The organism is Burkholderia vietnamiensis LMG 10929 (assembly GCF_000959445.1).
Taxonomy (GTDB): Bacteria; Pseudomonadota; Gammaproteobacteria; order Burkholderiales; family Burkholderiaceae; genus Burkholderia; species Burkholderia vietnamiensis.
This window is the reverse complement of record NZ_CP009631.1, coordinates 21,308-44,450: the sequence shown is the minus strand read 5'-3', so window position 1 is coordinate 44,450 and position 23,143 is coordinate 21,308. Positions and strand designations below refer to the sequence as shown.

The following is a 23,143-nucleotide window of genomic DNA, read 5'->3' as shown; positions in this document are numbered from 1 at the left end:
CGCGCGGTTTTTATCCTGATGCGGCGTATTTCCGACTAATTGGGTCGTCTATTACTGAAGCGGGCGCATCCGCACGCACTGCAATATGGCCGGGAAAATCGCCTGTACCGGGCCGCGGCGGGGCCGCCGGCGCGCTCGCTCGCGATGCGCGGCCGGCTGGCCCGGTCGTCCGACCGGGCCAGCGTCGCGCCGTCCGGCCGCGCGCGCCTCTTGCGCGCGGGCGCGGAACACGGAATCATCGATCGATCCGCCATGCCCTGTGGCGGGCGACGCTCGTGCGTCTTTCTTCATCTTTTTTGCCAGCCATGTCCCTCGACCATTCGCCGATTCCCTGTCCCGTCGTCGTGCCGCTCGACGCGATCCTGCCCGAAGAACCGCTGCTGATGATGGGCGCCGGCCCGGTGCCGATCCCGGCCGCGGTCGCGAAGGCGAACACGATCGTGATCAACCACCTCGGCGCGACGATGGCGAAGATCATCGAGCAGGTGAAGGAGATGGCGCGCTACGTGTTCCAGACCCGCACGAAGTGGGTGCTCGGCGTCGCCGGCCCCGGCTCCGCCGCGATGGAAATGGCGATTTCCAACCTCGCCTGGCGCGGCACGCGCGTGCTGTCGATCCGCAACGGCTTCTTCAGCGCCCGCATGGCCGAGATGGCCACGCGCGTCGGCGCCGACGTCGCGACGCTTGAAGTGGCCGACCGCTCGGTCGCGAGCCTCGACGAGATCGCCGACGCGATCGCGCGCGAACGCCCCGAGATCGTCACGATCGTGCAGGGCGAGACGTCGAACACCGTGTGGAACCGCGACCTGCGGGAGATCGCGGCGCTCGCGAAGGCGGCCGGCGCGCTGGTGGTCGTCGACGCGGTGTGCACGCTGTCGACGATGCCGCTCGAGATGGACGCATGGGGCATCGACGCGGTCATCACGGGCGGCCAGAAGGGGCTGTCGTCGATTCCCGGCGTGTCGCTGATCGCGTTCTCCGACGCCGCGTGGGACCGGATGAAGCAGCGTCCGGAACCGAATGCGCACTGGTGCCTCGACATGGCGCTCGCGGAAAACTTCTGGCACAACGCGGGCTACCACTACACCGCGCCGGTGTCGGGCGTGCTCGCGCTGCACGAGGCGCTGCGCCTCGTGTGCGCGGAAACGCTCGAAAGCCGTTTCGCGCGCCATCTGCGCTGCACGCTGGCGCTGCAGGCCGGCATCGAGGCGATGGGCCTCGCGCTCTACACGCCGAAGGAATGCCGTCTCAATTCGGTGGTGGGCATCGAGACGCCGGCCGGGCTCACGCCCGGAATGGTCTGCGGCCACATCTCGAAGCAATATCAGGTCGAGATCTCCGGCTCGTTCGGCTTGCCGATCGTGCGGATCGGCCAGATGGGCGAGCAGTGCCGCGAACACAACCTGTTCCGCACGCTGCATGCGTTCGGCCGGACGATGGTCGATCTGAAGGTGCCGGTCGACCTGCCCGCAGGCGTTGCCGCGCTCGAGCAGGAACTGTCGCGGCGCGGCACGTAAGCGCGACCGGCGGCGCGGCGCCGCTGTCCCGCGGCGCGATGCGCGGTGCGCGGTGCTCACCCGCCCCGCATCGCGCGCCGGTACGCGTTCGGCGTCGTCCCGTGCGCGTCGCGAAAGCGGTGGCTGAAATGGGCGGCGTTCGCGTAGCCGCACTCGGCGGCGACCTGCGCGAGCGGCAGCGCCGTCGTGCGCAGCAGCAGGCGCGCGCGGGCCAGCCGCTGCTCGGCCACCCAGGCGTGCGGCGCGCGGCCGAACGACAGCCGGAACATCCGCGAAAAGTGATATTCGGACAGCGCGGCGACGTTCGCGAGTTCGCCGAGCGTGAGCGGCTGCGACAGGTAGCTGTCGATATAGTCGCGCACGCGCCGGCGCACGGCGGGCGCCAGGCCGCCGCGCAACGGCGCGTCGGCGCGCGCGGCGCCCTGGCCGCGCAACAGCAGGCTCAGCACGTCGTGCGCGGCCTCGTTCACGCGCAGTCGCCCGTCCGCATCGTCCCAGCGCTCCAGTGCGAGCGAACGGAACTGCGCGGCGACGCGCGCATCCTCGAAATAGGTGCGGTCGGCGAGTTTCAGTTCGCGCGGTTCGCGGTCGAGCTCGCGGATCGCGCGCTGCGTGAAGTGCTCGGGCAGAAAGTACAGGTGGATGAAGTGCATCTCGCCGCGCACCCACCAGCGCGATTCATGGTCGCCCGGCAGCGTGCACAGCAGGCTCGGCGCGCCGTAGCGCGGCACGCGCTCGCGCTCGGTCCGGTAGCCGCCGTCGAGATAGCACGACAGCGTGTGGTGGCCGGGCTGTTCGTAGACCGTCTCGCTTTCGTCGGTGATGCGCGTCCATTCGGCGATCGCGAGGTGGTCGCCGAGCCACGTGAAGCGCTCGAGCGTCGCGTTCGCGTCGGCGAGCGTGCGGCACACCGACTGCAGCCCGAACGGCATCGTGTCGCCCGCGAGGGCGGCGGCGTGGTCGACGGGCGGAGCGTACAGGGGCGAACTCATGGTGCGACGAGTATAAGCGCGCGCACCGCGTGCCGTGCGCCGGAGCGAAAAAGACCGCAAATCCGGACAATGCGTGCGCGCGGCGCGGCCGCATAGTCGGAATCCGTTCCACTCGTTCCGCTGCGTTGCCGCCATGAATCTGTCGCTTTACTTCATCACCGTGCTGATCTGGGGCACCACCTGGATCGCGATCAAATGGCAGTTGGGTGCCGTGCCGCCGCCCGTGTCGATCGCATGGCGCTTCTGGCTCGCCGCCGCCGTGCTGTTCGCGCTGCTGCGCCTGATGCGCCGGCCGGTGCGTCCGCCGCGCGAAGCGTGGCGTTATCTCGTCGCACAGGGCGTCGCGCTGTTCTGCCTGAATTTCCTGTGCTTCTACTATTCGGAGCAGGTCGTGCCGAGCGGACTCGTCGCGGTGATCTTCTCGACCGCGCCGCTGCTGAATTCGATCAACGGGCGCGTCTTCATGGGGCGGCCGCTGCGGCCGTCCGCGATCGCCGGCGCGCTGCTCGGGCTGACCGGCATCGCATGCCTGTTCTGGCAGCAGATGGCCGGGCATCTGGACGACCACGCGACGTGGATCGGTCTGGCGATCGCGTTCGCGGGCACGATGTGCTTCTCGGCCGGCAACCTGCTGTCGAGCCGGATGCAGGCGATGGGGCTGCACCCGCTCGCGACCAACGGCTGGGCGATGCTGATCGGCGCGGCGATCCTGACGGTCGGCAGCGCCGCGGCCGGATTGCCGTTCGCGCTCGATCCGAGCCCGCGCTATCTCGGCGCGCTCGTCTACCTGGCCGTGCCGGGCTCGGTGATCGGCTTCACCGCGTACCTGACGCTGGTCGGCCGGATCGGGCCGGAGCGCGCCGCGTACTGCACGGTGCTGTTCCCGATCGTCGCGCTGGCCGTGTCGACGGTATTCGAGGGTTATCAGTGGTCGCCGCTCGCCGTGGTGGGGCTGCTGCTCGTGGTGGCCGGCAATCTGGTGGCGTTCGATCTGACGCGCCGGCTGTTTCTGCGCACCGCGTGACGGCTGCGCTGAATGAAAGGCGCCCCGCGCGAAGCGGGTTGAGGGCTGGTTCGCGCCGTGGGCGGAAGATGGTTGCTCGGCATGCAGATGGGGTCGGCCTGTTGGCCTGTCGGGCCGCCAGCCCGATGACGGCCTGATGGGCCGTTAGCCCGAAAGCCGTACAGCCTGATGGCCCGAGAGCCCGAGAGCCCGAGAGCCCGAGAGCCCAAAAGCCCAAAAGCCCCACGACCCGACTGCCGCCGTTGGCCCAGCCCCGGCGGCTAGTCCGCCGGGGCTGGGCCAACGGCCCACCAGCTAGCTCGACAGCCGCCCGCCGTACCGCCCCTCAAGCCGCCGCGCCGCTCCCCGCCACGCGCGCCTGCCGCTGATACAGCACCATCGACAGCGCGACGCCCGCTGCGGCGGCCGCCGCAGCGAACAGGAACACCTGCGGATACCCGAATGCGCCGGCGATGTAGCCGGCGAGCGGGCCGGTGATCCCGAGCGACAGGTCGAGGAACACCGAATACGCGGACAGCGCCGCGCCGCGGCTCGCCGGCGGCACCAGCGCGACGGCCTCCACGCCGAGCGCCGGGAAGATCAGCGCGAAGCCGAACCCGGTGAGCGCGGCACCGACGAGCGCGACGTGCGGCACCGGCGCGAGCCACAGCAGCAGGAGGCCCGAGGATTCGAACGCGAACGACACGATCGCGACGCGGAAGCCGCCGTAAGTCTTGATCATGTTCGCGAACAGCAGGCGCGCGCCGATGAACAGCGTGCCGAACACGGTCAACGACAACGCCGCGTTGGGCCAATGGCGCGCCGCGTAGTAGAGCGTGACGAAGGTCGCGATCGAGCCGAAGCCGGCCGAACCGAGCGCGAGACCGAGGCCGTGCGGCAGCACGCGCGTGAACACGCTCGCGTACGACATCCGTTCGCCGTGCACGAGTGGCACCGCGTCGATCAGGCGGGCCAGATAGAAGCCGGCCGCCGCGAGGGCGATCACGAGCACGCCGATCAACGCCGGATTGAGCGCGTGCGCGATCGCGACGCCGACCGGCGCGCCGAGCGCGAGCGCGCCGTAGGTCGCGATGCCGTTCCACGAGATCACCTTCGCGTTGTGCGCGATGCCGACCCGGCCGATGCCCCACAGGATCGCGCCGGTGCCGCACAGGCTTTCGCCGACGCCGAGCACGAGCCGGCTGCCGATCAGCAGCACGAGGCTCGCGGCCGGCCAGCGCGCGAGCAGCAGCGCCACCAGCAGCAGCACGCCCGACACGCCGCAGCCGATCAGCCCGCGCAGCACCGTCTGCTTCGGCCCCAGCGTATCGGCGAAGCGCCCGGCGAGCGGACGCGACGCGAGCGTCGCGAAATACTGGACGCTGATCGCGGCGCCCGCGACGATCGCGGAGTAGCCGAGATCGTCGTGGACGAAGCCCGGCAGCACCGCGAGCGGCAGCCCGATGGTCAGATAGCAGACGAACGTGAAGCAGACGACGGACACGATTTGCAGCGTGACGGCGAGCCCGCTGCGCGGCGGTGTGGCGGAATCGGTGGACATGGGGTCGGATTAGATGAACGAAGCGCGACGACGATCGAGGCAGATGCAGCCAAACAAGGGAATCCGGATTTTCCCATGGAACCGGTTTTCCCGCAGGTACTACTTAGTTAATCGAGACCCGTTTTAGCGCTGCAATGGGCCCGGCGAAAACAGCCAGAGGCGCATCGGCACGCCAGCCTGCGCCACGCGCGACGCGCATGCCGCGCAGCTGGCGGCCCGCCGCCCACATATCGCGGCCGTGATATGAGCCGCATGCGCGTTCGGCTATGGGTTGCGAAATTTGACGGTGATAGCGTGCAAACTGTCAGAGAAACGTCGGTCGTGCGCGCCGCGCCGGCCGCCTTGCCCCCACTTGAACAACGATTGAGACATGAGTGAGCCGATCCGCTTCTACCATCGTCACGCGGTCCGCGAAGTCAGCGGCGCGGACGTCACCCGCACCGTGCTGCAGTATCTGCGCGAGGATGCGCGCTGCACCGGCACCAAGGAAGGCTGCGCGGAAGGCGACTGCGGCGCGTGCACGGTCGTCGTCGGCGAGCTGACCGACGCAGGCGCGGTGGCGTTCAAGGCCGTCAACGCGTGCATCCAGTTCCTGCCGACGCTCGACGGCAAGGCGCTGCTCACGGTCGAGGACCTGCGCCGGCCGGACGGCTCGCTGCATCCGGTGCAGCAGGCGATGGTCGATTGCCACGGGTCGCAATGCGGTTTCTGCACGCCGGGCTTCGTGATGTCGATGTGGGCGCTGTACGAGCAGCACGGCCATGAGCGCTGCGGCAGCGCAGCTTCGAACGCATCGTGCGTGCAGAGCGTCGCCGGCGTGCCGAGCGTGCCGTCCCGCACCGAGATCGCCGATGCGCTGACCGGCAACCTGTGCCGCTGCACCGGCTACCGGCCGATCATCGACGCGGCGGTGCGGATGTTCGACGCGAGCGGCGAACGCACGCCGGCGCAGGACTCGCCGGTCGACGCGGCCGCGCTCGCGCGCACGCTGGCGTCGCTGCGGCGCGAGCGCACGTTCGAATACGCGGCCGCCGACGGCGCGCGCTTCGCCGCGCCGCGCACGCTCGACGCGCTGGCCGCGCTGAAGGCCGAGCGCCCCGACGCGCGGCTGTTGGCCGGCAGCACCGACATCGGCCTGTGGGTGACCAAGCAGATGCGTCGCCTCGACGACCTGATCTACGTCGGCCAGGTCGCCGAGCTGCAGCGGATCGTGCACGGCGACGACTGGATCGAGATCGGCGCGGGCGTGACGGTCGAGCGCGCGTACGCGGCGCTCGCCGGCACGTATCCGGAGCTGACCGAAATGTGGAAGCGCTTCGCGTCGCTGCCGATCCGCAACGCGGGCACGCTCGGCGGCAACGTCGCGAACGGCTCGCCGATCGGCGACTCGATGCCGGGGCTGATCGCGCTCGGCGCGCGCGTCGTGCTGCGCGGCGGCGACACCGTGCGCGAGCTGCCGCTCGACGCGCTGTACACCGGCTATCAGCAGAAGGACATGGCGCCGCACGAATTCGTCGTCGCGCTGAAGGTGCCGACCCGCAGCGGCGCGCGCGCGGCGCTGCAGTTCCGCACCTACAAGCTGTCGAAGCGGTTCGACTCCGACATTTCGGCGGTGTGCGCGGCGTTCGCGTTCATCGCGGACGGCGACACGATCCGCGAGCCGCGCATCGCATTCGGCGGGATGGCCGCGACGCCGAAGCGCGCGCCGCACACGGAGGCGGTGCTCGACGGCGCGCCGTGGCACGAAGCCACCGCGCAGGCCGCGATGCAGGCGCTGGAGCGCGACTACCAGCCGCTCACCGACATGCGCGCGACGAGCGCCTATCGCGTCGATGCCGCGAAGAACCTGCTGTACCGGTTCTGGCTCGAGACGCGGATGCACGACCCGCTGCCGGCGCACGCGTTGAACGTGCGCGAAGTGGCCGCCGAAACCGGCGCCGAAGCGGCCGATGGCGCGGCGCGCGTCTGAAGACGGAGAACCCCGAACATGAACCAGCAAGCAGAACCGTTCCTGACCGCGCTCGATGCGCAGACCGATGGCGCGCAGGTCCACGTGTCGCGCGTGCACGAATCCGCGCACCTGCACGTGAGCGGCCGCGCCACTTACACCGACGACATCCCGCTCGTCGCCGGCACGCTGCACGCGGCGCTCGGCCTGTCCGCGAAGCCGCACGCGAAGATCGTGTCGATGAACTTCGACGCGGTGCGCGCGACGCCCGGCGTGGTCGCCGTGTTCACGGCCGCCGACATTCCGGGCGTCAACGACTGCGGGCCGATCGTCCACGACGACCCGGTGCTCGCCGACGGCGTCGTGCAGTTCGTCGGCCAGCCGATGTTCATCGTCGTCGCCACGTCGCACGACATCGCGCGGCTCGCCGCGCGCCGCGCGCAGGTCGACTACGAAGAGCTGCCCGCGATCCTCACCGCGCAGGACGCGCGCAACGCCGAGTCGTACGTCATTCCGCCGCTGAAGCTCGCGCGCGGCGACGCGGCCGCGCGGCTCGCGGCGGCCGCGCATCGCGAGTCCGGCGAGATGTATCTCGGCGGGCAGGAGCAGTTCTATCTGGAAGGGCAGATCGCCTACGCGGTGCCGAAGGACGACGACGGCATGCACGTGTACTGCTCGACGCAGCATCCGAGCGAGATGCAGCACCTGGTCGCGCACGTGCTCGGCGTCGCGTCGCACGACGTGCTGGTCGAATGCCGCCGGATGGGCGGCGGGTTCGGCGGCAAGGAATCGCAGTCGGGCCTGTTCGCGTGCTGCGCCGCGCTCGCCGCATGGAAGCTGCTGTGCCCGGTGAAGCTGCGTCCCGATCGCGACGACGACATGATGATCACCGGCAAGCGGCACGACTTTCATTACCGCTTCGACGTCGGCTACGACGACGACGGCCGCATCGACGGCGTCGCGCTCGACATGACGTCGCGCTGCGGCTTCTCGGCCGACCTGTCGGGCCCGGTGATGACGCGCGCGGTGTGCCACTTCGACAACGCGTACTGGCTCGGCGACGTGGCCATCGCCGGCTACTGCGGCAAGACCAACACGCAGTCGAACACCGCGTTCCGCGGCTTCGGCGGCCCCCAGGGCGCGTTCGCGATCGAGTACATCCTCGACGACATCGCGCGCGCGCTCGGCCGCGATCCGCTCGACGTGCGCTACGCGAACCTGTACGGCAAGACCGAGCGCAACGTGACGCCGTACGGGCAGACCGTCGAGGACAACGTGCTGCACGAACTGCTCGGCGAACTCGAGACGACGAGCGGCTATCGCGCGCGCCGCGCGGCCGTCAGGGAATTCAACGCGCGCAACGCGGTGCTGAAGAAGGGCATCGCGCTCACGCCGGTGAAGTTCGGCATCGCGTTCAACGTCACGCATTTCAACCAGGCCGGCGCGCTGGTGCACATCTACACCGACGGCTCGGTGCTCGTGAACCACGGCGGCACGGAGATGGGGCAGGGGCTCAACACGAAGGTCGCGCAGGTGGTCGCGCACGAGCTCGGCATCCGCTTCGACCGGATTCGCGTGACCGCGACCGACACGAGCAAGGTGGCGAACACGTCGGCTACCGCCGCGTCGACGGGTTCCGACCTGAACGGCAAGGCCGCGCAGGATGCCGCGCGCCAGCTGCGCGAGCGGCTCGCGGCGTTCGCGGCGAAGCGGTTCGGCGACGGCAGCGTCGCGGCGGCCGACGTGAAGTTCGGCAACGACGTGGTGTGGGTCGGCGCGACCAGCGTGCCGTTCGCCGACGTGGTCGCGAGCGCGTATCTGGCGCGCGTGCAGCTGTGGTCCGACGGCTTCTACGCGACGCCGAAGCTGTACTGGGACCAGTCGAAGCTGCAGGGCCGGCCGTTCTACTACTACTCGTACGGCGCGGCCGTGTCGGAGGTCGTGATCGACACGCTGACGGGCGAAATGCGCACGCTGCGCGTGGACGCGCTGCACGACGTCGGCGCGTCGCTCAATCCCGCGCTCGACATCGGCCAGGTCGAAGGCGCGTTCATCCAGGGGATGGGCTGGCTCACGACCGAGGAGCTGTGGTGGAACGCGGGCGGCAAGCTGATGACGCACGCGCCGTCCACGTACAAGATCCCGACCGTCAACGACACGCCGCCCGAGTTCAACGTGCGGCTGTTCCGCAACCGCAACGTCGAGGACAGCATTCACCGCTCGAAGGCCGTCGGCGAGCCGCCGCTGCTGCTGCCGTTCTCGGTGTTCTTCGCGGTGCGCGACGCGATCGCCGCGGTCGGCGACTACCGCGTGAACCCGCCGCTCGACGCGCCGGCGACCGGCGAGGCGATCCTGCGCGCGGTGCACGCGGTGCACGCGGTGCGTGCGGCGAGCGCCGCGCGGGCAGGGTGAGATGATGCATCGCCTCTTCACGCTCGCTTCTTGCGCCGGCTTCCGCCCGGCGCTCGGCGTCGTCGGGACGGCCCGGCGGAGGCCGGCATGAACGGCCGCGCTCGTTCGCCGCGCGGCGCGGCGCAGGTGCCGGCCGTCCAATGCGACGACGGCGCGTGCGGCAGCGCGCCGTCGCTGCCGCCGTTCGCGCGCGGCACCGGCCAGCGCAATCGCGCAACCGCGGCGCCGCCGCCGATGCACATCGTGCTGTTCGGCGCGGGGCACGTGGGGCATGCGCTCGTCACGCTGCTCGGCGCGCTGCCGTGCGTCGTGCAGTGGGTCGACACGCGCGACGAGCTGTTTCCCGACGAATGTCCGCCGAACGTGCAGCCGGAGCCGACCGACACGCCGGAAGCGGTGGTCGATGCGGCGCCCGCGGGCGCGTACTTCCTCGTGATGACGCACAACCACGCGCTCGACTTCGCGCTCGCCGCGCAGATCATGCGGCGGCACGACTTCGCGTATTTCGGCATGATCGGCTCGCGTACCAAGCGCGTGAAGTTCGAGCGCCGGCTCGTCGCGCGCGGCGTCGATGCGGTGCGGCTCGCGGAGATGGTGTGTCCGATCGGCGTGGCCGGCATCGTCGACAAGGCGCCGGGCGCGATCGCGGTGGCCGTGTGCGCGGAGTTGTTGCAGGTGCGCTCGAAGGTACCCGCGCGCCGTTCGCCGAACCATCGTGAAAGCGCCGGTAGTGTGGAGTAAGCGGCGGCGGCTCTGAACGGCCGAGCATGCGATGCCGTGCTGGCGTCGTGCGAAGACTTTGCCGCCTTGCACGATCGGCCAATCTGTTGGATTTATGCGGGCGCATCCGTTCGGATGGATCACCCGAGGCCGTCACTCCGGAAGCGTCATCGTTGCTTGACCGCGGCTTCGGCCGAAACCGTCCGTGTTGGAGCCGTTATTTCCAAGGCGGCCGTGACGGTCACGTGCTGAGGCATTCGACGAATGCCACCCTGAAAGGCGATCAGTGCTTGCAGCTTCCGCGAAGAGTGCTAGCATTGATATCAACTCGGATGTGGAGGTGAAGCATGGCAACTCTTCTGGTGAGAAATGTGGACGAGGAACTCGTCCAAAGCCTGCGCGAGCGGGCCGCAGCCAACGGGCGTAGTGCGGAGGCCGAGCATCGAGAGATCCTGGCAAAGGCGCTGCGCGCGCCGCAGCGCAAGACGTTCGCGCAGGTGTTGATGAGTATCCCGAACGTCGGAACCGATGCCGATTTTGCGCGCGTGGATGACGGCGAGGCAGCGAATGTTTTTGGTTGATACCAACGTCATCAGCGAAGTACGGAAGCGGGAGCGAGCAGATAAAGGTGTGATGGCGTTTTTCCGCAAGGCCGCGCAGGACGATGCCGATCTGTACCTTTCCGTGGTGACGGTTGGCGAACTGCGGCGCGGTGTGGAAATCATCCGTCACCGTGGCGACAAGTCCCAGGCGACGCGCCTTGAAAACTGGCTCGATGGCGTACTTCGGGAGTTTGCGTCGAACATTCTGGCGGTGGACGAAGAGATCGGGCAGTTGTGGGGACGCCTGCGCGTCCCGCATCCCGAGCACTCGCTCGACAAGTTGATCGCGGCAACGGCGTTGATCCACGACCTGATCGTCGTGACGCGGAACGTCGATGATTTCGCCGGAACGGGCGCACGCGTTCTGAACCCATTCGAAAGCTGATACCCAACGCCGGAGAAAGCGGAGCGCTGAGCGGTTGTTGCATGCGGTAACGACGCCAGCCGCGCACGCATTCGTCTACACTCCGCAGATCGTGCGGCACCGGGCCGCGCGTTTTTCCCTGCACACCGCATGTCCGATCCGCAGATCTATCTCGATGCACTTTCCGCGAGCGTCGTCGCCATCGAGCGCTGGCTGTCCGGCGCCGATTCCGAGCCCGCGGCCGTCGATGCGCTGCTCGCCGATTTCGCCGCCGATTTCACGATGATCATGACCGACGGCCGCGTGTTCGACCACGCGGGCACGCACGCGCTGTTCGCGAAGCTGGGCGGCGCGAAGCCGGGGCTGCGCATCGCGCTGTCGGACGTTCGCGTGCTCGCGGCCGACGCATCGCATGCGGTGCTCACCTATCTGGAATCGCAGCACGCGGCGTCGGGTGCGTTGCCCGCACGGCGCGCGACCGCCGTGTTCCAGCGCGATGCCACGGGCGCGGTGCGCTGGACGCATCTGCAGGAAACCTTCTGCACGGCCTGAACGCCGGCGCGGCCCCGAACCGGAACGCGAGTGAGCTGATTCAGCGCTTGCGCACGCGCGCCGCGGTCAGTTCGTCGGACACGCTTTGCATCAGCGCGCACAGCCACGCGATGTCGGTCGGGCGATCGGGTTGCGGATGCGTGAGCAGATAGCTCCTGATACGCGGAAACGGCACGGGCGGTTCGACCACGACGAGCGGCAGCAACTGCGCGTAGTGCGTCGCGAAGCGGCGCGTCGTCGTGAAGATCAGGTCCGCCTGCAGCAGCACCTGCGGCACGATGCCGAAGTACGGCAGCGTCGTCACGACGCGGCGCGTGAGCTGCGCACGCGCGAGACCGATCTCGATCGCATTGCGCTTGTCGCCGGTGTAGGGCGTCGGCGCGACGTGCGCGGCCGCGGCATACGCATCGCGCGTGAGCGGCTCATGTGCGAGCGGATGGGCCGCGCGCATCAGGCACACGATCGTGTCGGAGAAGAGGTCCTGGCGCGCGAAGCGCGGGTCGGGCTTCGGCCAGTTGCCGATCACGAGATCGAGCGCGCCCGTTTCGAGCGCGCCCGCATGATCGAGCGCGGGGTTCAGCGAGTCGATTTCCAGATGTGCATGCGGCGCCGCGTCGCGAAAGCGCGCGATCAGCGTCGGCATGAAGAAATCGTTCAGATAGTCGGGCGCGGCGACGCGGAACGTGCGGCGCGCCGACGACGGCTCGAAGTCGCCGTGCGGCGTCGCGATGAAGTCGACCTCGCGCAGCGCGCGCGACGCCGCGCCGAGCAGCGACGCGCCGTACTCGGTCGGCACCATGCCCGACTTGCCGCGCACGAGAATCGGATCGTTCAGCGTTTCGCGCAGCTTGCGCAGCGCGGTGCTGATCGCGGGCTGGGTCTGGTTCAGCCGCAGCGCGGCCTGCGTGACGCTGCGCTCGAGCAGCAGCGTACGCAATACGCGCACGAGCCAGATGTCGAGCGAGGCGGTGCGGTCGTCTTCCATCGATGCAGGGTTGTGCGGGCGAAGCGTAACCTTACCGCAGCCGCCCGCGCGCGGGCGTGATACCGGGCATCACGCGCGGCCCTTCGGCAGCGTGCTGATCCGCTTGACCTCGCCCGACTCGAGCCAGTTCGGCGTGCGTGCGCAGTACAGCACCATCGGCAGTGCATCCTCGCCCCAGAACAGCTGCTGGTTCATCCAGAAGGTCGGCACGCCGAACACGCCGAGCGCGATCGCGTCGTCGGTGTTGCGGCGCAGCTGCGCGCTCGTTTCCTCGAATTCGATCAACTCGTCGCCGTGCCCGACGCCGACGCGCTCGCACAGCGCGGCGAATCCCGCGGGCGTCGACGGATCGTTGCCGTCGTGCCAGATGAAACGGAACATCTCGAGCACGGTGCCGATGTCGGCGCGCATCGCGATCGCGAGGCGCAGCGCCTTGTCGGTGTCGAACGGATGCGCCGGCGGCATCTTGAAGCGGATGCCGAGCTGCTCGGCGCGAAACAGCGCGTGGCGGTACGTGAACACGCGCTTGGCCGGCACGTCGGCGCTCGGCCGCTGTCCCCAATGGCGCTGCAGGTCGGGCAGCGCCACGGCGACGGGCTCGAACGGCACGTCGGGCCACTTGTCGTGCTGTTCGAGCAGCAGGTAGGAGAACGGCGACACGAAGTCGTAGAACCAGGCGGGTTGGGCGGTGTCAAGGCCGGTTGTCATGACGATCTCCAGAGGGGTGGGGCGTGCGCGCCTGGCGGCGGCCTTCATGTTACGCGGTGGCGCGCGGATGCGGTAATGATCGCGGATCGGCCGCTCACGCGGAACCCGGAGTCGCCCGAGGGGTTTCGGCAGTCGGCGGCGCGGCGACCGCGGGCGGCTGCGACGCGTCCGACATGCGCGCGGGCGCGTCGGGCTCGTGCGCACTCAGCCGTTCGCGCACGAAGCCGATGTGCTCGCGCAGCACGTAGAACTGCCCCGCGTACGCGAGCGGCATCTTCATCCGGTTCACGGCTTCCTCGATATCGTCGAGCTCCTCGAGCAGGTGCACGCGTTCGTCGGCCGTGTGCTCGCCGAGCGCGCGGCGCTCGAGCGCGATCAGCGCGCCGTACCAGCGATAGATCCGCGAGCGCACTCGCCAGCCGTACAGCGACGGCACGAGCCGCAGGCCGGGGATCAGCACGACGATCAGCGGCACCACGACCACCAGCAGCCGGTCGACGAGGCTCGCGACCCAGAACGGCAGCCGGCGGTACAGGAAGCTCTTGCCCGACTTGTAGTAGCGCGCCGCGTCGTCGGACAGCGGGAAGCCGCGCGTGATCGCGGACGGGAATTCGCCGGCGTGCTGCAGGATCGTCGCGTGGCCGTGCACTTCGCGCGCGGCCTCGATCAGCAGGTCCGACAGCGCCGGATGCAGCGTGTCGCGCGCGACCAGCTCGATCGTCGGCGCGACCGTGTGGATGTCGCTGGCCGGCAGGTTGCGGCCGAGATCGTAGACGCCCATCGGCAGCGTGATCGCTGTCAGGTACGGGAAGCGGCGCGCGTACGCTTCGGCCTGCGTGAACGAGTACACGTGCACGCCCGGCGCACGGAACAGCTTCGACATCACCGGGATCTGCGTCGAATCGCCGGATAGGAACGCGGCGTCGATCTTGCCGTCGAGCAGCGCGGTCGCGGCGTCCTCGCCGGCGATCGGCAGCAGCTCGGTCGGGCCGCCCGGCACGATGCCGTTCATCTTCAGCAGCGCGAGGCTCAGTTCTCGCGCCCCGCTGCCCTGCGGGCCGAGCGCGAGCCGCTTGCCCTTGAAATCGGACAGGCGCGCGACCACCGCGCCGCGATACATGATTGCGAGCGGCACGTAGCCGATGCTGCCGAGCGATACCAGTTGCTCGTCGCGTTCCTTCGAACCGATGCCGCTCTGCACGAAGCCGACGTCGACCGGTGCGTTCGGGTCGGACAGCCGCGCGAGGTTCTGCGCGGAGCCCTCGGACGCTTCGACGTCGAGCGTGATGCCGTTCTTCGCGAGGATCGCCTTGTATTTCTGCGCGGCGTTCCAGTACGTGCTGCCGGGCGGCCCGGCCGAAATCACGAGCGTGGACGGCGGCGCGGGCTGGATCAGCTTGACCGCGAGCCACACGGCCGCCGCCGCGAGCAGCACGGTGGGGCCGATCGACAGCGCGAGGTCGCGCCACGACACCGCGACGAAGCGGGCGAGGATGCGGCGGGGTGGACGCGGGCTGGCAGGCTTCATGGAAATCGACGGATGACACGGCCGTGACGCATCGATGACGAGCGGCGCCAACGATGCGGGTTCAGCCGGCGATGGTACCCGGTTTCGCGTCGTTGGCGCGAGTGGGGGTTGTGCGCCGGTTGTGCGCCGTGTGGGGGCCGGAGATTTTGCCCGCCGGCGTCGCTGGGCCGGCTTCGCGCGCTCGCGCGTCAAAGTCTTTGCGCTTCCGCGGGCGCTGGATTACATTGTGCGTCGCAGCCGCGACCGATTCGCGCGCGACCCGGCACCCAACGAGACCGGGCGCGTCCGGCCGGCGGCTGTCCGGCCCGGCCGGCCCGCATTTGCGTGCGCCGGCCGCCGGCCCGTGTCGCCTCTCTCGCATCGCCGTGGAAATCATCGGCCGTCCCGCCCCTTCGCGCGCGGGCCGGCTGCCTTTGGGGGTATCCGGCCGTACTGTGCACGGCCGTTCCGAAGTCACAAGGAGATAGCATGAAGTCGATCGTGTTGAGAGCGTTGGGTGTTGCGGCCGTGGCGGCCTGTCTGACGGGCAGCGTGTACGCGCAGTCGAGCGATGCGGCGGCCACCGAGGCGGCGGCGAGCTCGCCGAAGGCCGCGGCCAAGACCGCGAAGAAGGCGAACCGCAAGCTCGGCTACGCGGTGCGCAAGGCCATTACGAAGGCAGGCGGCGTCGACGTGGCGAACCTGGTCGTCCGCTCGAAGGGCGGCGCGATCACGCTGGAGGGCACCGTGCCCGACCAGGCACAGATCGACAAGGCGGAAGAGGCAGCGAAAAGCGTACACGGCGTGACGTCGGTCACGAACAAGCTGACGGTCCAGCAGCAATAATGCGGGGCGGCGGCGCGCGAGCGCGCCGCAAGCGCCTGCTTTCCGGCGGGCCCCGGCGTGCCGGGGCCCGTTTGCGCTTCAGGGCCGTGCGCCGCGCACGACGCGGCGGCCGGCCGATAACGATATCGATATCGACACTGAGAGGGCGGCAATGGACACGCACGGGTGGGGTAGTCGAATTCTTGTCGGCGCGGCGCTCGCCGCACTCACGATGTTGGGCGCCTGCAACGGCGACGAGACGGCCGAGCGCAACCAGCTGCCCGTGTTCGTGTCGGGCTCGGTGCGCACGACCGCGTACGACGGCGCGAGCGACGACCTGCTGACGGCCGGCCTCGGCAAGACGGGCCTCGCGTCCGCCGCCGCGCCCGCGTTCGCGGACCCGTCGCGGCCGACCGCCGCCGAGCTGCGCCGCGTCGCGATCTGGTCGAATTACCGCGCGCTCGTCGACATGAGCGCGAACGGCGGATACGGCCGCTTCTGGGGGCCGAACGTCGACCTCGACGGCAACGACACGCTCGGCGAAGGCAAGATCGCCGGCACCGAATATCTCGCGTATGCCGACGACGGCAGCGGCCGCAAGAACGTGACGCTGCTCGTGCAGGTGCCGGCGAGCTTCGATCCCGCGCAGCCGTGCATCGTCACCGCGACGTCGTCGGGCTCGCGCGGCGTGTACGGCGCCATTTCCGCGGCCGGCGAATGGGGCCTCAAGCGCGGCTGCGCGGTCGCATACAACGACAAGGGCGGCGGCAACGGCGCGCAGGAGCTCGGCTCCAACACCGTCACGCTGATCGACGGCACGCTCGCCAACGCGGTGCTGGCCGGCAGCGCGAGCCTGTTTACCGCCAACCTGACGAGCGGCGACCTCGCCGCGTTCAACAGCCGCTTCCCGAACCGCTACGCGTTCAAGCACGCGCATTCGCAGCAGAACCCCGAGCACGACTGGGGCCGCGCGACGCTGCAGTCGGTCGAATTCGCATACTGGGCGCTCAACCAACAGTTCGCGCCGCTCGTCGACGGCTCGCATCGCGGCGTGCGCTACCGCGCGGGCGACATCACGACGATCGCCGCGTCGGTGAGCAACGGCGGCGGCGCGGCGCTCGCGGCGGCCGAACAGGACACGCGCCGCTGGATCACCGCGGTGGTGGTCGGCGAGCCGCAGATCAACGTGCGGATGGCGCCGAACGCCGTCGTGCGCGAAAGCGGCCGGCCGGTGCCGTCGTTCGGCCGGCCGCTGGCCGACTACGCGACGCTCGCGAACCTGCTGGAGCCGTGCGCGGCCGCGTCGGCGTCGCTCGCGGGCGAGCCCTATCTGAGCGCGCTGCCGCTCGCGACCACGCAGTCGATCCGCACGCAGCGCTGTGCGACGCTCGCCGCAGCCGGGCTCGTATCGGGCGCCGATACGCAGAGCCAGGCCGCCGACGCGCTCGCGCAACTGCATGCGGCCGGCTACCTCGCCGATTCGGACCTGCTGCAGGCATCGATGTGGGATTCGCAGGCGATTCCGGCGATCGCGGTCACCTATGCGAACGCGTACACGCGCTCGAGCGTCGCCGACAACCTGTGCAATTTCAGCTTCGCGACGACCAATGCGGCGACCGGCGCGGTGGCGGCGCCTGCCGCGTCGCCGATGCCGGCCGTGTTCGGCCTCGGCAACGGCGTGCCGCCGACGGCCGGCATCAACCTCGTGTTCAACACCGGCGCGGGCGTCGACCACCGGCTCGCGACGCCCGACGCGAGCTTCGCGGGCGCGCTATGCCTGCGTCAGCTGTGGACCAACGGGATGCTCGACATGCCGGCGAACGTCGAGGCCGTGCGCGTGAACGCGAACCTGCAGGGCAAGCCCGCGATCATCGTGCAGGGCCGCAGCGACGCGCTCGTGCCGGTGAACCACGCGTCGCGCGCGTACGTCGCGCAGAACAGCATCAGCGAAGGCGGGCGCAGCCAGCTGGTGTTCTACGAGGTGACCAACGGGCAGCACTTCGATGCGTTCCTGCCGGTCGCGGGCTTCGACACGCGCTTCGTGCCGGTCCACTACTACAACGTGCAGGCGCTGAACCTGATGTGGCGGCATCTGAAGAGCGGCGCGCCGCTGCCGCCGTCGCAGGTGATCCGCACGGTGCCGCGCGGCGGCACGCCGGGCGCCGCGCCGGCGCTGACCAGTGCGAACCTGCCGCCGATCTCGACGGCGCCGGGTGCGAACGCGATCGCGGCCGGCGCCGGCGCGATCGACGTGCCGCTCTGACGGCGCGCCGCGCCGCATTCCCCGCAGCCGGACGGTCGTCCGGCTTTTTCTTTTTTGGCGCCTGAAATCGCTTCGGCGTTCACTCCTCATCGCACCGATCCGCGCTGTAACAAATTATTACTTTACGGCCCAAAACCCCGCTTCTATTATTCGCCGAGATTTTAACTTAATTTAATAAATTACCTTATCGGCGATATTTCTTTCCAGATAGTTATTCGATCCTTTCGGTTTTATTAAATCGGCTCGCATCTCGATTGACCGCTTGTTGCGGTTAATCGGCGTGTCGCCGAAGGGGATTGCTCGTCCATTCCGGGCGACGCGTGCATGGCCGTGCGGGTCAGGCCGGGCAAGTATTTGCCGTTGCATTTCGGCGCGACGCATTGGCGCAGCATGCGCGCGCGGCCGTCGATTATTGAATCGTCGTTCCCGATGGAATTGATTCCATCGTGCATTCGAAATACGGGTGGGGTAAATCGTGCCGGCCGGCAATGGCCGGGGCGGTAAAAAACTCGGAGTGCGTCGCAAAACGAATGCGCTCCCGGTGCGGAGCGTCGGCGCAAATGATCCTTTGCGCCGACGGTATTTATCGTTCTATTCGAGAGGCAATAATGACGACACGGAAGTCCTTGAAAGACGGTTTCGCGCTATTTGGAACGACACTGAGCGTGCCGCTCGCGGCGGCGGCGGCCGCCGCGCTGCTCGTCACCGGCTGCGGCGGCGACGACGGCTCCGGCCCGAGCGCCGCCACCGCGGCGGCCGTGACGGCGGCCAACGGCAGCACGTCCGCCACGACGAATGCCCCGGCCGCCGTGCCCGCGGACCAGCCGTACGTCGACGACGACGTCTACGGCACCGGCCCGGACGATGCGGTCACCGACTCGGCCGAAGGCGCGGCGGTCGTGCATCGCCAGGTCGCGATCGGCGGCAAGACGATCCAGTACACGGCCACGACCGGCCACCTGACGACGATCGATCCGGTCACGTCCGCACCGAACGCGAAGATGTTCTACGTCGCCTACACGCAGGACAATCCCGACCCGTCGAAGCCGCGCCCGGTCACGTTCTTTTACAACGGCGGGCCGGGCTCGTCGTCGGTCTACCTGCTGCTCGGCTCGTTCGGGCCGAAGCGCCTGCAATCGTCGTTTCCGAACTTCACGCCGCCCGCGCCGTACAAGCTGCTCGACAACCCCGACAGCCTGCTCGATCGCACCGATCTGGTGTTCATCAACCCGGTCGGCACCGGCTACTCGACGGCGATCGCGCCGGCGAAGAACAAGGACTTCTGGGGCACCGACCAGGACGCGCGCTCGATCGACCGCTTCATCCAGCGCTACCTGACCAAGTATTCGCGCTGGAATTCGCCGAAGTTCCTGTTCGGCGAGTCGTACGGCACGGCGCGCAGCGCGGTCGTGTCGTGGGTGTTGCACGAGGACGGCATCGACCTGAACGGGATCACGCTGCAGTCGTCGATCCTCGACTATGCGAATGCGCTGTCCGCGCCCGGCACGTTCCCGACGCTCGCGGCCGACGCGTTCTACTGGAAGAAGACGACGCTCAATCCGGCGCCGACCGATCTCGACGCGTACATGGCGCAGGCCCGCCACTACGCGGACGACACGCTCGCGCCGCTCGCGCAGAAGCCGAACCCGCAGGACGGCGGCTTCGTGAACGTGCGGCTGAACCTGAACCAGCGGACCGCGCAGCAGATGGGCGCGTACATTGGCACCGACGCGACGACGCTGATCCAGACCTTCGGCAACCCGGCCGCGCTCGGCAACGTGCCGTCGTCGGACGACAACCCGCCGTACACGTTCTTCCTGACGCTCGTGCCCGGCATCCAGATCGGCCAGTACGACGGCCGCGCGAACTTCACGGGCAAGGGCATCGCGCCGTACATCCTGCCGAACTCGGGCAGCAACGATCCGTCGATCACGAACGTCGGCGGCGCGTACACGGTGCTGTGGAACAGCTACATCAACACCGATCTCAAGTACACGTCGACGTCGTCGTTCGTGGATCTGAACGACCAGGTGTTCAACAACTGGGACTTCAGCCACACCGACCCGACCGGCGCGAACAAGGGCGGCGGCAATACGCTGTACACGGCCGGCGACCTGGCGGCGACGATGAGCGTCAACCCGGACCTGAAGGTGCTGTCGGCGAACGGCTATTTCGACGCGGTCACGCCGTTCCACCAGACCGAGCTGACGCTCGCGCAGATGCCGCTCGATCCGACGCTCAAGGCGCAGAACCTGACGATCAAGAACTACCCGTCGGGGCACATGATCTATCTGAACGATGCGTCGCGAACCGCGCTGAAGGGCGATCTCGGCAGCTTCTACGACGGGATCCTCGCGAACCGCGGCGCGCTGCAGCGCGTGCTGAAGCTGCAGGCGCGCACGCTGCAGATGAAGCAGCAGCAACTGCAGCAGCAGGGGCAGTAAGCGTCGCGCCGCGGCTCGCACGGCCCGGCCTCGGGCCGCGCGCTGCGGGCTCGCGGTGCGCTTATGGACGACAGCCCGATCGGCGCGAGCCGGTCGGGCTGTTTTTTCAGACGAATCGCCGGCGCGCGACGCGCGGGCGGGGCGGCGGGGAACCGCGCAGCCGTGCTTACGCGAGCACGAGCCGCACGCCGACCGCGATCAGCGTCGCGGCGAGCAGGTTGCGCAGCAGCCGCTCGGGCGCGCGCGCCGACAGCAGGCTGCCGATCACGATGCCCGGCAGCGAGCCGAGCAGCAGCGACAGCAGCATCGACCAGTCGACCGAGCCGAGCAGCCAGTGGCCCATGCCGGCGACGAGCGTGAGCGGCACCGCGTGCGCGATGTCGGAACCGACGATGCGGCTGGTCGCGAGCGCCGGATACAGCAACAGCAGCACGGTGACGCCGATCGCGCCGGCGCCGACCGACGTCATCGACACCAGCACGCCGAGCACGGCGCCGGTCAGCACGGTGGACCACAGCGTGCGCGCGGGGCTCGGCGCGAGCGGATTGCGCGCGGCGAGCGCGGTGAGCTGCGGGCGGAAGATCAGCGCGAGCGACGTGAGCAGCAGCGCGACGCCGAGCACCAACTGGATCGTGCGTGCGGTGCTGGGCGAATTCATCCCGTGCGTGTGGAGCACCCACAGCGTGACGGCGGCGGCCGGCACGCTGCCGGCCGCGAGCCGGCCGGTGATGCGCCAGTCGACCGATCCTTTCAGCCCGTGCACGAGCGTGCCGGTGGCCTTGGTCGCGGCCGCGTACAGCAGGTCGGTGCCGACCGCCGTCGCGGGGTGGACGCCGAACAGCAGCACCAGGATCGGCGTCATCAGCGAACCGCCGCCGACGCCCGTCAGACCGACGAGGATGCCGACGAACAGGCCGGACAGGGAGTACAGCGGATCGATATGGGGAAGCGACATCGGAAGCAGGCGGTTATGCGGCGTTCGGCGGCGGCGCGCAGGTCAAAGTCCGCCATTGTCGCAAATGTGGCGAGCCGGTGTACGACTACGTTAAAAATCGATGCGCAAAGTCGGCCGGGCGGCCGATGTCGGAACGTGAAACGGCCATTTGAACGGATCTCGTGGCCGGGGGCGCCGCGGCCCGGCTGCGGGCGGCCCGCGGTGCATGCGCATGCCTTTGGGACCGTGGCGGAACACGGCGCCGCAACGAAGGCCGGCGCGGCCGGCCGCCGCGCCTCAGGGCAGTCAGTGGACCGCGGGACCGACGCCCGGCATCGCATCCTGCCGGCGAATGCGCAGCGCGAGGCCGAGCAGCCCGGCGGCGGCCGCGAATGCCGCGCCGACCGCGAACGCGGCGTGGTAGCCGCCGTTCAGCGCGTCGAGCGGTGCGGCTTGTGCGGCCGCGAGCGTCTCGGTGCGGGCCGCGGCGAGGCTCGCGAGCACCGCGAGGCCGAGTGCGCCGCCCATCATGAAGGCGGTGTTGACGATGCCCGATGCGAGCCCGGAATCGGCCGGCTCGACGTCGCTCATCGCGGCGAGCAGCACCGGATTGAATGCGACGCCCGCGCCGATGCCGAGCAGCGTCATGCCGGGCAGCACGTGCCACACGAAGCCGCCGTCCACGGGCGCGCGCGAGAACAGCGCCAGCCCGCACGCGGCGATCAGCAGGCCGGCGGCGATCGGGCCGCGGATCCCGCAGCGCATCACGATGCGCGCCGACAGCCCGAGCGAGAACGCGGCCATGATCAGATTGGCCGGCAGGAACGCGAGGCCGACCTGCAGCGGCCCGTAGCCGAGCACGCGCTGCATGTACAGCGCGGACAGGAAGAACCAGGCGAACATCGCCGCCGCCCACAGCACGCCGATCACGTTGGCGAGCGCGACGTTGCGCGCGGCGAACAGCGTGAGCGGCATCAGCGGATGCGCGACGCGCGCCTCGATCGCGATGAACGCCGCGAGCAGCGCGAGCGCCGCGCCGATCAGCCCGACGGTCTGCGGCGACAGCCAGCCGGCCTCGTTGCCGCCGACGATCCCGTAGACGGCCAGCATCAGCGACGCCGTCACGGTGAGCGCGCCCGCGACGTCGAGCCGCGCGGCGTCGGCCGGCACGCGCACGCGCGGCAGCAGCGCGACGCACATCGCATAGACGGCGATGCCGATCGGCAGGTTGACGAGGAAGATCCAGTGCCACGACAGCGTGCTGGTCAGCAGCCCGCCGAGCAGCACGCCGAGGCTGCCGCCACCCGCGCAGACGAAGCCGTAGACGCCCATCGCGCGCGCCCGTTCGCCGGGCTCGGTGAACAGGTTCATGATCAGCGACAGCGACACGGCCGACACCACCGCGCCGCCGAAGCCCTGCACCGCGCGCGCGGCGATCAGCAGCGTCTGCGAGGGCGCGACGCCGCATGCGAGCGACGCGAGCGTGAACACCACGAGGCCCGCGAGGAACATGCGGCGCTGGCCGTACAGGTCGCCGAGCCGGCCGCCGAGTAGCAGGAAGCCGCCGAACGTCAAGAGGTACGCGTTGACGACCCAGACGAGCGCCGTCCCGGTGAAATGGAGGTCGGCGCCGATCGACGGCAGCGCGACGTTCACGATCGTGCTGTCGAGCACGATCATCAGCACGCCGAGGCACAGGACGATCAGCGCATACCAGCGCTGCTGGCCGTGGATTCCATGGGTCATCGTCTGCAGCCTCGCTCTGATAGTTATTTGAAAGGCTGAATTGTAGACGCCGTTCGCGCC

At 69.3% G+C, this 23,143-nt stretch carries 18 protein-coding genes; 11 read left to right on the top strand and 7 right to left on the bottom strand.

Going from position 1 to position 23,143, the window contains the following annotated elements:
* The first annotated feature begins 305 nt into the window (after positions 1–305).
* Positions 306–1,517, top strand: coding sequence for a pyridoxal-phosphate-dependent aminotransferase family protein (locus tag AK36_RS10165; protein ID WP_014722525.1), 1,212 nt, complete (start codon positions 306–308; stop codon positions 1,515–1,517).
* Between the two features lie 56 nt (positions 1,518–1,573).
* On the opposite strand, the gene AK36_RS10160 is transcribed toward AK36_RS10165, so the two are convergent.
* Entirely contained in the window at positions 1,574–2,509 is a 936-nt protein-coding gene (locus AK36_RS10160; protein WP_034194478.1) for a helix-turn-helix domain-containing protein, read from the bottom strand.
* A 133-nt stretch (positions 2,510–2,642) separates the two neighbouring features.
* Here AK36_RS10160 and AK36_RS10155 point away from each other — a divergent pair, with 133 nt between their 5' ends.
* Entirely contained in the window at positions 2,643–3,533 is an 891-nt protein-coding gene (locus AK36_RS10155; RefSeq protein WP_014722528.1) for a DMT family transporter, read from the top strand.
* Between the two features lie 325 nt (positions 3,534–3,858).
* Here AK36_RS10155 and AK36_RS10150 read toward each other — a convergent pair whose 3' ends face one another.
* Entirely contained in the window at positions 3,859–5,073 is a 1,215-nt protein-coding gene (locus tag AK36_RS10150; RefSeq protein WP_011883456.1) for an MFS transporter, read from the bottom strand.
* Positions 5,074–5,443: 370 nt separating this feature from the next.
* Between AK36_RS10150 and xdhA the strand changes: the two genes are divergently transcribed.
* From xdhA to AK36_RS10120, 6 genes are all read left to right on the top strand, one after another.
* On the top strand, positions 5,444–7,042 hold the full coding sequence (xdhA, locus tag AK36_RS10145; RefSeq protein WP_045578501.1) for a xanthine dehydrogenase small subunit: 1,599 nt from the start codon (positions 5,444–5,446) through the stop codon (positions 7,040–7,042).
* Positions 7,043–7,060: 18 nt separating this feature from the next.
* On the top strand, positions 7,061–9,433 hold the full coding sequence (xdhB, locus tag AK36_RS10140) for a xanthine dehydrogenase molybdopterin binding subunit (RefSeq protein WP_045578500.1): 2,373 nt from the start codon (positions 7,061–7,063) through the stop codon (positions 9,431–9,433).
* Positions 9,434–9,520: 87 nt separating this feature from the next.
* Complete coding sequence (gene xdhC / locus AK36_RS10135; protein ID WP_045578499.1) at positions 9,521–10,174, top strand: xanthine dehydrogenase accessory protein XdhC; 654 nt, start codon at positions 9,521–9,523, stop codon at positions 10,172–10,174.
* A 326-nt stretch (positions 10,175–10,500) separates the two neighbouring features.
* The gene (locus AK36_RS10130) at positions 10,501–10,734 is read left to right on the top strand and encodes a FitA-like ribbon-helix-helix domain-containing protein (protein ID WP_011883461.1); all 234 of its coding nucleotides are present in this window, start codon (positions 10,501–10,503) and stop codon (positions 10,732–10,734) included.
* A complete protein-coding gene (locus tag AK36_RS10125; RefSeq protein ID WP_011883463.1) occupies positions 10,721–11,140 on the top strand; it encodes a type II toxin-antitoxin system VapC family toxin in 420 nt (139 codons plus the stop codon). Before AK36_RS10130 ends, AK36_RS10125 begins: the two co-directional genes overlap by 14 nt.
* A 129-nt stretch (positions 11,141–11,269) precedes the next feature.
* Positions 11,270–11,671 (top strand): polyketide cyclase, encoded by a 402-nt coding sequence (locus AK36_RS10120; protein WP_014722533.1) that lies wholly within the window; start codon positions 11,270–11,272, stop codon positions 11,669–11,671.
* A 40-nt stretch (positions 11,672–11,711) separates the two neighbouring features.
* Here AK36_RS10120 and AK36_RS10115 read toward each other — a convergent pair whose 3' ends face one another.
* The 3 genes from AK36_RS10115 to AK36_RS10105 form a co-directional block, all read right to left on the bottom strand.
* The gene (locus AK36_RS10115) at positions 11,712–12,656 is read right to left on the bottom strand and encodes a LysR family transcriptional regulator (protein WP_011883467.1); all 945 of its coding nucleotides are present in this window, start codon (positions 12,654–12,656) and stop codon (positions 11,712–11,714) included.
* Positions 12,657–12,725: 69 nt separating this feature from the next.
* A complete protein-coding gene (locus AK36_RS10110) occupies positions 12,726–13,364 on the bottom strand; it encodes a 2-hydroxychromene-2-carboxylate isomerase (RefSeq protein WP_011883469.1) in 639 nt (212 codons plus the stop codon).
* 94 nt (positions 13,365–13,458) lie between these two features.
* Positions 13,459–14,892, bottom strand: coding sequence for a TAXI family TRAP transporter solute-binding subunit (locus AK36_RS10105; protein ID WP_045579402.1), 1,434 nt, complete (start codon positions 14,890–14,892; stop codon positions 13,459–13,461).
* Between the two features lie 468 nt (positions 14,893–15,360).
* Between AK36_RS10105 and AK36_RS10100 the strand changes: the two genes are divergently transcribed.
* The 3 genes from AK36_RS10100 (at position 15,361) to AK36_RS10090 (ending at position 20,403) form a co-directional block, all read left to right on the top strand.
* Complete coding sequence (locus AK36_RS10100; protein WP_011883473.1) at positions 15,361–15,717, top strand: BON domain-containing protein; 357 nt, start codon at positions 15,361–15,363, stop codon at positions 15,715–15,717.
* Positions 15,718–15,868: 151 nt separating this feature from the next.
* A complete protein-coding gene (locus tag AK36_RS10095) occupies positions 15,869–17,959 on the top strand; it encodes a D-(-)-3-hydroxybutyrate oligomer hydrolase (protein WP_011883475.1) in 2,091 nt (696 codons plus the stop codon).
* A 608-nt stretch (positions 17,960–18,567) separates the two neighbouring features.
* On the top strand, positions 18,568–20,403 hold the full coding sequence (locus tag AK36_RS10090) for a S10 family peptidase (RefSeq protein ID WP_045578498.1): 1,836 nt from the start codon (positions 18,568–18,570) through the stop codon (positions 20,401–20,403).
* Between the two features lie 166 nt (positions 20,404–20,569).
* On the opposite strand, the gene AK36_RS10085 is transcribed toward AK36_RS10090, so the two are convergent.
* Together AK36_RS10085 and AK36_RS10080 are read right to left on the bottom strand one after the other, a co-directional pair.
* The gene (locus tag AK36_RS10085) at positions 20,570–21,358 is read right to left on the bottom strand and encodes a sulfite exporter TauE/SafE family protein (protein WP_011883481.1); all 789 of its coding nucleotides are present in this window, start codon (positions 21,356–21,358) and stop codon (positions 20,570–20,572) included.
* Between the two features lie 285 nt (positions 21,359–21,643).
* Positions 21,644–23,083, bottom strand: a complete 1,440-nt coding sequence (locus AK36_RS10080) for a DHA2 family efflux MFS transporter permease subunit (protein WP_045578497.1) — start codon at positions 23,081–23,083, stop codon at positions 21,644–21,646.
* Between the last annotated feature and the right edge of the window lie 60 nt (positions 23,084–23,143).

What these genes read in the sequence shown, in the direction of transcription:
- AK36_RS10160 (WP_034194478.1), bottom strand. Translation starts at nt 2,509, where the DNA reads ATGAGTTCGCCCCTGTACGCTCCGCCCGTCGACCACGCCGCCGCCCTC.
- AK36_RS10115 (WP_011883467.1), bottom strand. Translation starts at nt 12,656, where the DNA reads ATGGAAGACGACCGCACCGCCTCGCTCGACATCTGGCTCGTGCGCGTA.
- xdhA (WP_045578501.1), top strand. Translation starts at nt 5,444, where the DNA reads ATGAGTGAGCCGATCCGCTTCTACCATCGTCACGCGGTCCGCGAAGTC.
- AK36_RS10125 (WP_011883463.1), top strand. Translation starts at nt 10,721, where the DNA reads ATGTTTTTGGTTGATACCAACGTCATCAGCGAAGTACGGAAGCGGGAG.
- AK36_RS10130 (WP_011883461.1), top strand. Translation starts at nt 10,501, where the DNA reads ATGGCAACTCTTCTGGTGAGAAATGTGGACGAGGAACTCGTCCAAAGC.
- xdhC (WP_045578499.1), top strand. Translation starts at nt 9,521, where the DNA reads ATGAACGGCCGCGCTCGTTCGCCGCGCGGCGCGGCGCAGGTGCCGGCC.
- AK36_RS10155 (WP_014722528.1), top strand. Translation starts at nt 2,643, where the DNA reads ATGAATCTGTCGCTTTACTTCATCACCGTGCTGATCTGGGGCACCACC.
- AK36_RS10095 (WP_011883475.1), top strand. Translation starts at nt 15,869, where the DNA reads ATGGACACGCACGGGTGGGGTAGTCGAATTCTTGTCGGCGCGGCGCTC.
- AK36_RS10165 (WP_014722525.1), top strand. Translation starts at nt 306, where the DNA reads ATGTCCCTCGACCATTCGCCGATTCCCTGTCCCGTCGTCGTGCCGCTC.
- AK36_RS10150 (WP_011883456.1), bottom strand. Translation starts at nt 5,073, where the DNA reads ATGTCCACCGATTCCGCCACACCGCCGCGCAGCGGGCTCGCCGTCACG.
- AK36_RS10120 (WP_014722533.1), top strand. Translation starts at nt 11,270, where the DNA reads ATGTCCGATCCGCAGATCTATCTCGATGCACTTTCCGCGAGCGTCGTC.
- AK36_RS10105 (WP_045579402.1), bottom strand. Translation starts at nt 14,892, where the DNA reads ATGAAGCCTGCCAGCCCGCGTCCACCCCGCCGCATCCTCGCCCGCTTC.
- AK36_RS10080 (WP_045578497.1), bottom strand. Translation starts at nt 23,083, where the DNA reads ATGACCCATGGAATCCACGGCCAGCAGCGCTGGTATGCGCTGATCGTC.
- AK36_RS10085 (WP_011883481.1), bottom strand. Translation starts at nt 21,358, where the DNA reads ATGTCGCTTCCCCATATCGATCCGCTGTACTCCCTGTCCGGCCTGTTC.
- AK36_RS10100 (WP_011883473.1), top strand. Translation starts at nt 15,361, where the DNA reads ATGAAGTCGATCGTGTTGAGAGCGTTGGGTGTTGCGGCCGTGGCGGCC.
- AK36_RS10110 (WP_011883469.1), bottom strand. Translation starts at nt 13,364, where the DNA reads ATGACAACCGGCCTTGACACCGCCCAACCCGCCTGGTTCTACGACTTC.
- xdhB (WP_045578500.1), top strand. Translation starts at nt 7,061, where the DNA reads ATGAACCAGCAAGCAGAACCGTTCCTGACCGCGCTCGATGCGCAGACC.
- AK36_RS10090 (WP_045578498.1), top strand. Translation starts at nt 18,568, where the DNA reads ATGACGACACGGAAGTCCTTGAAAGACGGTTTCGCGCTATTTGGAACG.